Annotated in this window: 8 protein-coding genes and 1 pseudogene; 2 read left to right on the forward strand and 7 right to left on the reverse strand. The window is 74.1% G+C overall.

All coding sequences use genetic code 11. The annotated features are described in order from the left end of the window. Positions 1 to 631 precede the first annotated feature (631 nt). Complete coding sequence (locus tag AB0I60_RS33655; RefSeq protein ID WP_360737244.1) at positions 632 to 1,114, forward strand: ANTAR domain-containing protein; 483 nt, start codon at positions 632 to 634, stop codon at positions 1,112 to 1,114. Here AB0I60_RS33655 and treZ read toward each other — a convergent pair. From treZ to AB0I60_RS33685, 6 genes are all read right to left on the reverse strand, one after another. After that, a complete protein-coding gene (gene treZ / locus AB0I60_RS33660) occupies positions 1,063 to 2,790 on the reverse strand; it encodes a malto-oligosyltrehalose trehalohydrolase (RefSeq protein WP_360737246.1) in 1,728 nt (575 codons plus the stop codon). The genes AB0I60_RS33655 and treZ overlap by 52 nt on opposite strands. Further along, on the reverse strand, positions 2,787 to 4,952 hold the full coding sequence (gene treY / locus AB0I60_RS33665; RefSeq protein ID WP_360737248.1) for a malto-oligosyltrehalose synthase: 2,166 nt from the start codon (positions 4,950 to 4,952) through the stop codon (positions 2,787 to 2,789). The genes treZ and treY overlap by 4 nt, the downstream gene beginning before the upstream one ends. Beyond that, positions 4,949 to 7,066, reverse strand: a complete 2,118-nt coding sequence (gene glgX, locus AB0I60_RS33670) for a glycogen debranching protein GlgX (protein ID WP_360737250.1) — start codon at positions 7,064 to 7,066, stop codon at positions 4,949 to 4,951. The genes treY and glgX overlap by 4 nt, the downstream gene beginning before the upstream one ends. Positions 7,067 to 7,115: 49 nt before the next feature. Further along, a complete protein-coding gene (locus AB0I60_RS33675; RefSeq protein ID WP_360737253.1) occupies positions 7,116 to 7,463 on the reverse strand; it encodes a hypothetical protein in 348 nt (115 codons plus the stop codon). An 88-nt stretch (positions 7,464 to 7,551) separates the two neighbouring features. Then, positions 7,552 to 9,414 carry a 4-alpha-glucanotransferase gene (locus tag AB0I60_RS33680; protein ID WP_360737255.1) on the reverse strand — a complete coding sequence of 621 codons (1,863 nt, stop codon included), beginning with the start codon at positions 9,412 to 9,414 and terminating at the stop codon, positions 7,552 to 7,554. 108 nt (positions 9,415 to 9,522) lie between these two features. Next, complete coding sequence (locus AB0I60_RS33685) at positions 9,523 to 10,488, reverse strand: LacI family DNA-binding transcriptional regulator (protein ID WP_360737337.1); 966 nt, start codon at positions 10,486 to 10,488, stop codon at positions 9,523 to 9,525. 150 nt (positions 10,489 to 10,638) lie between these two features. Between AB0I60_RS33685 and AB0I60_RS33690 the strand changes: the two genes are divergently transcribed. Next, positions 10,639 to 11,097, forward strand: a complete 459-nt coding sequence (locus AB0I60_RS33690) for a peroxiredoxin (protein WP_360737258.1) — start codon at positions 10,639 to 10,641, stop codon at positions 11,095 to 11,097. A gap of 32 nt (positions 11,098 to 11,129) precedes the next feature. Here the strand turns inward: AB0I60_RS33690 and AB0I60_RS33695 are convergent. Next, a pseudogene (locus AB0I60_RS33695) lies at positions 11,130 to 11,845 on the reverse strand (LLM class flavin-dependent oxidoreductase). Between the last annotated feature and the right edge of the window lie 19 nt (positions 11,846 to 11,864).

Raw genomic sequence — 11,864 nt, forward strand, 5'->3', positions numbered from 1 at the left:
GGCAGCCACCCGGCCCCCGTGACCCCGAGCCCAGTCCAGCTCGGCCCGCACCCCGTGCGGGAGACGGTCAGGGGGCCGTTTCACATTGTCGGGCCGTCACGCTCCGCGCACGGCCGACCGCCCGCACCCGGCGCAGTGCCCTCCCGCCGCGCGCAGCGGCCCCGGCCTCCGCTGCCGCCCGGTCCCGCGCCTCCAGGCACCTTTCCGCCCCGCGCGACGGCCGGTCCGGCACCGGTCCGACGATCTCCCTCCTCGGCCGCCGCAGGGCCTCTCAGCCACCGACCCCCCAGCCTCGGCCACCGACCCCCACCGGTCGCCGTGGGGCTTCTCCGCCGCCGGACGGGCGATCCCGCGCCCCGGCCGCTCAAGCCGCCTGACAGCCCCCGGCTCACCCTTGGCGCGCCCCGGCCGCTCCCACCCGCCCGACGCGCCCGAACCTCGCCCCCGGGACCGGACGTCCCGCCCGCCTCGACTACGGTGATCGTTCACGCGGTTGAAAAGCCAGCCGCAAGCCACTTGGGACCCAGCCTGCTGGGTCCCAGGGTCAGCGTCCGCTGAGGGCTTGCCGGGGCTGGCACCGCCCGTCCTCGCGCGCGCCGACCCGTCTTCGACGTGCGAGAGGAGCCCGACCGTGGTCGGGGACAACGGACTGGACGGAACGCTGTCCGCGCGGATCGCCGGCCTGGAGGCCGAGGTGGCGGGGCTGCGCAAGGCGGTGCAGACCCGAACGGTCATCGGCCAGGCCACCGGCCTGATCGCGGCCGTGCAGGGTTGCACCCCGCAGCAGGGGTTCCGGCTGCTGGTGGCCATGTCGCAGCACCACAACGTGAAGCTGCACACGATCGCCGTGAAGCTGCTGGACCTCGCCGCCGAGCTGGGACCGCGCCGCGCCGTGCGCGCGGTGCACCAGTCGGAGGGCAACGGCGACCGGCCCGACTGGCCCGGCGTGGACGTGGTGCAGGCCGCGCGGCGGCTCGTCGCGGCCTACGACGCGGTCGACGCCGCCGGCGCGGAACACCCCGAGGTGCGAAGACAGCTCGCCGACCAGGTCACCCAGGCCGGTCAGCTGCTGGCCGAGAAGCTGGCCGAGGTCGGCTGGCTGCCCGACAACTGAACGATCGCGAACGACTCGGCGGGCAGGCGCACCACCTGCCCGACCACCTCCGCCCCGCCCGACGCCAGCAGCACCTCGCCGGCCAGCGGAACCTCGGCACCGGTCGCGCCGAGGTTGCACGCCACCCGCAGCCCGCCCCGCACCAGCACCAGCACGTCGCCGTCCTGCTCCACGCCGAACCGGTCCAGCCGGGGGTCCGACAGCTCCGGCCGGGACCTCCGCAGCGCGATCAACGACCGGTACAGCTCCACCACCTCGCGGTGCGGATCGGCGGTCAGCTCGTCCCACCGCAGCGTCGACCGCTCGACCGTCGCCGGGTCGAGGGGGTCGGGCACCTCCGACTCGCCCCACCCGTGCCGGGCGAACTCCCGCCGCCGGCCGGTGCGCACCGCCTCCGCCAGTTCCGGGTCCGGGAACGAGGCGAAGAACTGCCAGGGCGTGCTCGCCGCCCACTCCTCCCCCATGAACAGCATCGGCGTGTACGGCGAGCACAGCACGATCGCCGCGCCCACCGCGAGCCGCCCGAGCGGCACCGTCGCGGACAGCCGGTCGCCGGTCGCCCGGTTGCCGACCTGGTCGTGGTTCTGCAGGTAGGCCAGGAACCGGTGGCCGGGCAGGCGCCGGTCGACCGGCCGCCCGTGGTGGCGGTGCCGGAACGACGACCACGTGCCGGCGTGGAAGAACACCCCGCGCAGCGTCTCCGGCAGCGCGCCCGCGAAGTCCGGGTAGTAGCCGAAGTCCTCCCCGCTCAGCGCCACGTGCAGCGCGTGGTGCAGGTCGTCGTCCCACTGCGCGGTCAGCCCGTACCCGCCGGCCTCGCGCGCGCTCACCAGCCGCGCGTCGTTCAGGTCCGACTCGGCGATCAGCGACAGCGGCCGGCCCACGGCCGCCGACAGCGCGTCCACCTCGACCGCCAGCTGCTCCAGCAGGTGCACCGCGCCCCGGTCGACCAGGGCGTGCACCGCGTCCAGCCGCAGCCCGTCGATGTGGAAGTCGCGCAGCCAGCCCACCGCGTTGTCGACCACGTACCGGCGCACCTCGTCGGAGTCCGCGCCGTCGAGGTTCAGGCCGGGGCCCCAGTCGTTGCTGCCCGCGAAGTACGGGCCGAACCGGTCGAGGTACGCCCCGGACGGCCCGAGGTGGTTGTAGACCACGTCCAGCAGCACGGCCAGGCCGCGCGCGTGGCAGGCGTCCACGAACCGCTTGAACCCGTCCGGGCCGCCGTACGGCTCGTGCACCGCGCCCCACAGCACGCCGTCGTAGCCCCAGCCCGCGACCCCGTCGAACGAGTTCACCGGCATCACCTCGACGTGCGTGATGCCGAGGTCCACCAGGTGGTCCAGCCGTTCGACGGCCCCGTCGAAGGTGCCCGCCGGGGTGAACGTCCCGATGTGCAGCTCGTAGAGGACCGCGCCGGGCAGCCCGCGCCCGGTCCACGCCCCGTCACCCCACTGGAAGGCGGAGTGGTCGTAGACGCGCGACGCCCCGTGCACCCCGTCGGGCTGCCACAGCGACCGGGGGTCGGGCAGCGCGTCGCCGTCGAGCACGAACGCGTAGTCCACGCCCGTGGCGTCGCTGTGCCACCACCCGCCGTCGCCGGCGGTCATCTCGTGGTCCTGTCCGTCCACCCGCACCCGGACGCGCTCGTGGTGCGGCGCCCACACAGAGAAGCTCACCGATCTCCTCGCACCAGCAGTGCCACCGGGTAGTGGTCCAACAGGTCGGCCAGCCGGGTCCGGGCGGGCCGCGACGTGAGCACGTCGGTCCACTCGCCGGGCGGCAGGGGCAGTTCCGCGTCACCCCAGCCGCCGGCGGCGGCCAGGCCCAGCGGCAGCCGGGTCGCCACCGCGACCAGGCCGGCGCGCTCGAACGCGACCGCGTGCGCCGAGGCCGGTCCGGAGGCGGGCAGCGGCCGGTAGCCCCGGAACAGCTCCGGCCGGTCGCGCCGCAGCCGCAGCGCCTTGTGCACCACCAGGAGCTTCGCCGCGCCGGTCACGTCCACCGGAGGCAGCCAGCCGTCCGCGATCGCGTCGAGCAGCTCGCGCCGCACGGCGTAGTCCACCGGCCGCCGGTTGTCCGGGTCGACCAGCGACAGGTCCCACAGCTCGGTGCCCTGGTAGACGTCCGGCACGCCGGGGGCGGTGAGCTGCACCAGCTTCTGCCCCAGGGCGTTGGACCAGCCCGGCCCCTCGACCCGCGCGGCGAACGCGGCCACGTCGCCCGCCAGCGGCCCGTCCAGCACCTCGCGCGGCCACGCCGCGACGGCCGCCTCGAACGGCTCGTCGTGGTCCACCCACGTGGTGCGGACCTTCGACTCCTTGGCCGCCTTGTCCAGGTAGGCCGCCATCCGCTCGGCGGTGACCGGCCACGCGCCCACCAGCGACTGCCAGGCCAGCAGGTTCAGCGACGGCTCGTCGATCGGGTGCGCGGCGGTCCACCGGCGCACGGCCGAGGCGAACTCGTCGGGGATCTCGGCGAGCACCGCCAGCCGGGCCCGCACGTCCTCGGAGCGCTTGGTGTCGTGCGTGGACAGCGCGGTCATCGCGGCCGGCGACCCGGCCTCGCGCGCCGCCGCGCGCTGGTGGAACTCGGCCGGGGCCACCCCGAACCGGTCCGGGGCGCCGCCCACCTCGTTGAGCGCCACGAACCGGGTGTACCGGTAGAACGCGGTGTCCTCGGTGCCCTTGGCCACGACCATGCCGGAGGTCTGCTGGACCCGGGTGGCCAGTTCGCCGCGCGGGTCGGCGCGGACCTGCTCGTCCAGCGCCCGCACCGCCGCGCCGTCCGGCCCGGCGAGCGCCGACGCGACCGCCGAGTCCCAGGCGTCGCGGCCCTCGGGCAGGTAGGACCGGTAGACCGGGAAGGCCGCCATCACCCGCGCCACGGCCCGTTCGGCGGCCTCGCGGTCGGGGTGGTCGACCAGGGCCGCGATCCGGCGCACCTCGGCGCGCAGGATCGAGCCGGTCACCAGGTCCCGGCACTCGTGCTCGACGGCGGCGAAGTCCACCGGCACGCCCAGCTCGCGGGCCAGCGCGGTGCAGCCGGCCTCGCCCGCCGGGTCGACGAACAGCCCGCACACCTCGCGCAGCGCGTCGTAGCCGGTGGTGCCGTCCACCGGCCAGCTCGCGGGCAGCGCCTCGTCCGGGCCGAGGATCTTCTCCACGACCAGCCAGCAGCCGGCCCGCTCGCGCAGCCGCCGCACGTACCCGCCCGGGTCGGCCAGCCCGTCCGGGTGGTCGACCCGCAGGCCGGTCACGTCGCCGGCCGCGACCCACCGCAGCACCTCGCCGTGCGTCGCCTCGAACACCTCCGGGTCCTCCACGCGCACGGCGGCGAGGGTGGTGATGTCGAAGAAGCGCCGGTAGTTCAGCTCGGTGTTGCCGCGCCGCCAGAACGCCGACACGTAGTGCTCGTGCTCCCGCTCGTCCTCGGGCGAGCCGGCGAAGGGCAGCAGCAGCTTCCCGGCGGACCGGTCCACGTCGAAGTACCCCGCGTACGGCGACGCCCCGCCGCGCTGCAGCACGTCCCACCACCACGGGTTGACCGGCCCGTCCTCGACCGCCATGTGGTTGGGCACGATGTCCAGCACGAGCCCCAGCCCGGCCTGCCGCAGGGCCTTGCCCAGCGCCTGCCGGCCCGCCTCGCCGCCGAACTCCTCGCGCGCCCGGGTCGGGTCCACCACGTCGTAGCCGTGCGTGGACCCGGGCACCGCCTCCAGCAGCGGCGACGCGTAGAGCGCGCCGACGCCCAGGGCGTCGAGGTAGTCGACGAGCGCTTCGGCGTCGGCGAAGGTGAAGTCGGGGGTGAACTGGATGCGGTAGGTCGACGCCGGGCTCATTCGACGCCCGTCCGCTGGAGCACGACCAGCGAGCGCGCGGTCAGCGTCACCGTGCCGCCCGCCGGGACCGGCTCGCCCCGGTCGGCGTCCTGCACCACCCCGGTCGCGGTGTCGACCACCACCGTCCACTGCGGACCGTAGCCCGCCTCGGGCAGCGTGGTCTCGATGTCCTCGTAGTGGGCGTTGAAGGCGATCAGGAACGAGTCGTCCAGCACCCGCATCCCGCGCTGGTCCAGGCTCGGGATGCCCTCGCCGTTGAGGAAGACCACGACGCAGCGGCCGAAGTCGTCCTCCCAGTTCTGCTCGGTCATCTCCTCGCCGGCGGGGGTGAACCACGCGATGTCGCGCAGCTCGTCGCCCTTGCGGATGGGCTTGCCCTGGAAGAAGCGGCGGCGGCGCAGCACCGGGTGCCGCCGCCGGAAGTCGGTCAGCGCGGCGGTGAACTCCACCAGGTCCCGGTTCTTCTCCAGCAGCGTCCAGTCCACCCAGGACAGCTCGTTGTCCTGGCAGTAGGCGTTGTTGTTGCCCTGCTGGGTGCGGCCCAGCTCGTCGCCGTGCAGCAGCATCGGCACGCCCTGCGAGAGCAGCGTGGTGGCCAGCAGGTTGCGGCGCTGGCGGGCCCGCAGGTCGTTGACCTCCGGGTCGTCGGTCGGGCCCTCGACACCGCAGTTCCACGACCGGTTGTCGTCCGCGCCGTCGCGGCCGTCCTCGCCGTTGGCGTCGTTGTGCTTGTCGTTGTAGGACACCAGGTCGGTGAGCGTGAACCCGTCGTGCGCGGTGACGAAGTTGATCGACGCGTAGGGCCGGCGGCCGTCGTCCTGGTAGAGGTCGGACGACCCGGTGATCCGGGAGGCGAACTCGCCCAGGGTGGCGGGCTCGCCGCGCCAGAAGTCCCGCACGGTGTCGCGGTACTTGCCGTTCCACTCGGTCCACAGCGGCGGGAAGTTGCCGACCTGGTAGCCGCCGGGCCCGACGTCCCACGGTTCGGCGATCAGCTTCACCTGGCTCACCACCGGGTCCTGCTGCACCAGGTCGAAGAACGTGGACAGCCGGTCCACGTCGTAGAACTCGCGGGCCAGCGTCGCGGCGAGGTCGAACCGGAAGCCGTCCACCCGCATCTCGGTCACCCAGTACCGCAGCGAGTCCATGATGAGCTGCAACGTGTGCGGGCTGCGCACGTTGAGCGAGTTCCCGGTACCGGTGTAGTCCATGTAGTACTTCGGCTCGTCCTCGACCAACCGGTAGTACGCCTGGTTGTCGATGCCGCGCATGGACAGCGTCGGACCGAGGTGGTTGCCCTCGGCGGTGTGGTTGTAGACGACGTCGAGGATGACCTCGATGCCCGCCTCGTGCAGGGCGCGGACCATGCCCTTGAACTCCTGCACCTGGTTGGCCTGCTGTGCGGAGTAGCCGTCGTGCGGGGCGAAGAACCCGATCGTGTTGTAACCCCAGTAGTTGCGCAGCCCCTTCTCCGACAGCGCGTGATCGCTGACGAACTGGTGCACCGGCATCAGCTCGACCGCCGTGACGCCCAGCGACTTCAGGTGGTCGATCACCACGGGGTGCGCGAGGCCCGCGTACGTGCCGCGCAGCGACCTGGGCACCTCCGGGTGCTGCATGGTCAGCCCGCGCACGTGCGTCTCGTAGACCACCGACTCGTTGTACGGCGTCTTCGGCGGGCGGTCGTTCGCCCAGTCGAAGTACGGGTTCACCACCACCGACAGCGGCACGTGACCGGCGGAGTCCTGGTCGTTGCGCTCGTCGGGGGCGTCGAACCGGTAGTCGAACAACGACTCGTGCCAGTCGACGCCGCCCGCGATCGCCTTCGCGTACGGGTCGATCAGCAGCTTGTTCGGGTTGCACCGCAGACCCTGCTCCGGGTCGTACGGGCCGTGCACGCGGTAGCCGTACTTCTGGCCGGGACCGATGCCGAGCAGGTAGCCGTGGTGGACGAAGCCGTCCACCTCCGGCAGCCGGACCCGGGTCTCGGTCCCGTCGTCGTCGAACAGGCAGAGCTCGACGTAATCGGCCACCTCGGAGAACAGGGTGAAATTCGTGCCAACGCCGTCGTACCCCGCACCGAGCGGGTAAGGCGTTCCGGGCCAGGGCCGCACTGATGCTCCTCCGGGACGAGCTGAAACCATTCGACCCTACTGTTCTAGATCAAGATCTGCGGGTGTGCGACCTGACGAGCTGGCCACGGGCCGCCACCAGCAGCAGGCGGGCCTCCTGGAGCTCGCCGTAGCGCAGGTGCTCGGCCGCCGCCTCCGCGCAGGCCACCGCCTGCCCGAGGGCGTCGTCCACCCCCGGCCGCGTCCGCCCGAGGGCGTCGACCAGGGACTCCTCCGCCAACCGGGAACTCGCCGGCTCGGTCGACGCGGTGTCGACGGGGTTCGACGGGCGGACGGCGGCCAGCGCGTACTCGACGGCGCTCTCCAGGGCGTCGGCGGGTGCGGTGGCGATCATCTGTTCGGGCACCAGCCCGGAGCGGGACACCACGTCGGTGTTCACGGGAGAATGCCACCTCCAAACCATGGCGCGGGTGACGGTTCGACGGTACTCCGCAGGTGGGCGGCCTGCGGGACGGGCGTGCGCCCGGTCATCGGCCACGCCCGGGCGCGAACGCCCCGGCCACCCGCCGGACGCGGGCGTCCTCGAACAGGCCGGACAACCGGACCGGCAGGGGGATCCGCCAGTTCGGGTACTGGTCGACGGTGCCGGGCAGGTTCGGCTGGCGGGTCTCCCCCAGCGCGTCCTGTGGCGATGTCAGCAGCAGCAGGGACGGTGCCTTCGCTAGTAGGGCGTGGAACGCGGTAACCAGGTCATCGGCAGCCACCCCCTCCTGCTTGAGCAGCGCGATCAATTCTGCGCGCTCCCGCTCCGCGTTCCGGAGTTCCCCTTCCGGGTCGTTCGCAAACTGCCCCAGTTCGGCTCGCAGCCGAACGTGTTCCGCGCCGAGGAACCCCGCGACCGTCGGCAGGTCGTGGGTGGAGATGCTGGCCATCGCCGAGGTCGTCCACCGCCCCGGCGGGACCAGCGGGTGGCCGGGCCGGTCGTAGTCGCGCTGGAACCACAGCACGGCCGAGCTGAGCATCCCGTGTTCGTGCAGGCCCTCGGTCACCTTCGGCTCGACGGTGCCCAGGTCCTCCCCCACCACGACCGCGCCGGCCCGGTGGGCCTCCAGGGTCAGCACGGCGAGCATCGCGTCGTCGTCGTAGTTCACGTAAGTGCCGCGCTTGGCCGGCTCGCCCGGCGGGATCCACCACAGCCGCCACAGCCCGGCGACGTGGTCCACGCGGACGCCGTCACCGTGCCGCAGCACGCTGCGCAGCACCGCGCGGAACGGTTCGTAGCCCTGTTCGGCGAGCCGGTCGGGCCGCCACGGCGGCAGGTTCCAGTCCTGGCCGAGCTGGCTGAACGCGTCCGGCGGCGCACCCACCCGCACGTCGGGCGCGAACGCGTCGCGGACCGCCCAGGTGTCCGCGCCACCGGGGTGCACCCCCACCGGCAGGTCGTGCACGATGCCGACCGGCATGGCACCGGCGGCCTGCCGGGCGTCCGCGAGCTGGCGCTCGCACAGCTCCTGCAACCACGCGTGGAACGCCACCCGCTCCGGGTCGGCGGTCGCCGTGGCGGGGTCGCGCTGCGCCTCGGGCCACTGCCGCCAGTCCGGGCCGTGCACCTCGGCGAGCGCGCAGAACCGCGCGAAGTCGCGCAGGTCGCCCTCCGGCGCGGGGTGCTCGACCGAGGGCCAGAGCAGTTCCAGCGCGGCCCTCTTCGCCGTCCACACGGCGTCGTAGTCGATCAGCTCGGTGTCGTTGTCGGGGCGCAGCGCGTCGACCGCCGCGCGCGTCGCGGCGTCGGCCTCCCGGTAGGCGTCGGTGTCCTCGACCCGCAGGTAGAGCGGGTTGGCGAACCGCCTGCTCGACGGCGAGTAGGGCGAGCGCTCCACCGGGGTGGTGGGCGCGACCGCCTGCACCGGGTTGACCAGCAGCACGCCCGCCCCCAGCTCGTCGGCGCTGCGCCGGGCGATCGTGGCCAGGTCGGCGAAGTCGCCCATGCCCCACGACTCGTCCGAGCGCATCGCGTAGAGCTGGAGCATCCAGCCCCACGCCCTCGGCGGCGGTTCCAGGGCGCGCGGCGCGACGACAACGGTGCGGTCGCCCAGCCGGTGGTACCCCAGCGGCGGTTCGGCCGGCAGGGCCAGCTCGCCACCGCCCTCCAGCAGCAGCGACCCGGGTCCCCCCAGCACGTCGCCGGCCCGCAGGACCAGGGTCCGGGGCTCGGGCCGGGGCGCGGCGAGCGCCCGGCGCACCGCCTCCGGGGTCGAGGCGTCCACGTCCAGTTGCGCCAGCACGGCCACCACGACGTCGGCGTCGACGTCCGCGCGACGCTGGTTCGCGTCCTCGTACCAGGTGGCCACGCCGTGCAGTTCGGCCAGTGCGGCAAGCTCGTCGTCCACGTGGGACAGCTTCGTCGCTCCCGGCACCCCGGGGCCAGGCGGGGTAGCGGTGGTCACCCGATGGTCGCAGGAGGTTCATCGAACCCCCCGCCCGGCGGGTGACGATGATCACGGGGTGATCGTCACCGGTCCGGTCGACCCCCGGACCACCAGGTGCACGGACGGCGAACGCTCCTCCCGGGCCCCGCCCGCCGACCCCTCCTGCGACGCGGGCCGCGGCTCCTCGCGCACCGCGGCCAGCAGTCGGGCCACCGCGTGCTCACCGCGCTCCCGCCAAGCCCCCTCCACGGCCGTGATCCCGACCGCGCGGGCCAGCTCCGGCCCGTCCAGGCTGACGATCGACACGTCCTCGGGCACGCCCCGCCCGTCGCGGCGCAGCCGCAGGAACACCCCCAGCGCCACCTCGCCGGCGGAGCAGATCACGGCGGTCGGCAGCCGGTCGCCGTCCAGCAGCGCGTCCGCCACCTGCTCGCCGCCCGCGACCGTGGACGACGACCACAGCGTCCACTCGGGACGCACGTGCAGCCCCTCGGCGACGAGCAGCTCCTCGCACGACTCGTCCACGTCCTCGGCGAGCACCAGCGCCACCTCCCGGTGGCCGAGCCCCGCCACGTGCCCGGCCGCGAGCCGCAGCGCGTCGCGCAGGTCGTCGGGCCGCACCGCGACCACCGGGACGTCCAGCGCGTCGAGCGCCTGCCGCTCGTCGGCGGAGAAGCCCACGGACAGCGCGAGCACGCCGTCCACCCGCCGGCCGAGCGGCGGCAGTCCCTCGAAGAACCGCGCGCGCGAGTCGTCGTCGCGCAGCACGTACAGCAGCACGTCGTAGCCGGCGCCGCGCAGCGCGCTCTCGGCGCCGGCGAGCAGGTCACCGCGCCCCACGTCGGCGGTCAGCACCGCGACCGCGTACTTGCGCCCGCCCGCCAGGCTCGACGCGTCGCGCGCGATCGCGTACTGCATCCGCTTCGCCACCTCGGTGACGTACCGGCGGGTCGCCTCGGACACCCCCGGCTCGCCCCGCAGCGCGCGCGACACGGTGGCCGCCGACACACCGGCGGCCCGCGCGACATCGGACATGCTGGTCACCTGCACACACCTCCCGGGCTGACACGAGATTAGCGAGAACCGCGCGGACGGCCCGACGCGAACACCGTGCGAGAAGTGATCACCACCCCCGGTGGCCGCGAGCCCGCCGGTGGGGCACCGAGCGGAAGGACCCGCCGAACCATGAAGCCAGGCGACACCGCCCCCGAATTCACCCTCCCCGACCAGGGCGGGGCACCGCGCACGCTGTCCGGGCTGCTGGCGGACGGCCCGGTGGTGCTGTTCTTCTACCCGGCCGCGATGACCGGCGGGTGCACGGCGGAGAGCTGCCACTTCCGCGACCTGGCCGCCGAGTTCACCGAGGCGGGGGCCCGGCGCGTGGGGATCAGCACGGACGCGGTGGCGAAGCAGAAGCAGTTCTCCGACCTGCACGCCTTCGACTACCCGCTGCTGTCGGACGAGTCCGGCGAGGTGGCGGCCCTGTTCGGCGTCAAGCGCCGCTTCGGCCCGCTGCCGGTCAAGCGGCACACGTTCGTCATCGACCGGGACCGCACGGTGCTGGACGTGATCAAGTCCGAGTTCTCCATGACCACCCACGCCGACAAGGCCCTGGCCGCCCTCCGCACCCGCGCCGGCCGCTGACCGCCGCGCGGCGTCACCGGCCCCCGGCCGGCTCAGGCACCCGGTGCCAGCGCGCGCACCAGGTCGAGCTGGTCCGCCCCGGTGGGCAGCACGGCGACGACCGGCGTGTCGACACCGTCGGCGGCGTACTCGGCCACCCGCGCGCGGCACCGGTCGACGCTGCCGTGCACCACCAGGTCGTCCACCACGGAGTCGGGGACGAGCGCGGCCGCGCCCCGCCGGTCGCCGGCGTTCCAGGCGTCGTGCATCGGGTGCAGCGCGTCGCCGCGCCCCGACCACTCGTGAAACGCGGCGTAGGCGGGCACGGTCAGGTAGGTGCTGATGAGCACCCGGCCGAGCGCGGGCGGCGGAGGCGTCCTCGGTCGGGCAGACGAAGACCCGGGCGGCGAGTTCGCCCTGCCCGAGTTCGGCGCGGACCCGGGCGACGTCCCCGGCACCCAGCCAGTTCGTGATCGCCCCGTCGGCCTCGCGCCCGGCGAGCCGGAGCATGGCGGGCCGCAGCGCGGCGAGCATGACCGGCACCCGCCGCTCGGGGGCGCGTTCGAGGCGGAACCCGCGCACGGCGAACGTCTCGTACTCCTCGGTGACCTCGTCGCCGGCCAGGGTGGCGGCGGTCATGGCGAGCGTCGCCGGCCCACGGGTGAAGACGGGCGCGATCGCCGCCGAGCCGGAGCCGGTCGGACCACTGGGCGGCCGGTGCCAGCGGCGTGAACGCGAGCACCGGCACACCGGTCAACGGCAGCGTGATGCCTCAACGCCCCACGATC

Source organism: Actinosynnema sp. NPDC050436 (assembly GCF_040655415.1).
Classification (GTDB): domain Bacteria; phylum Actinomycetota; class Actinomycetes; order Mycobacteriales; family Pseudonocardiaceae; genus Actinosynnema.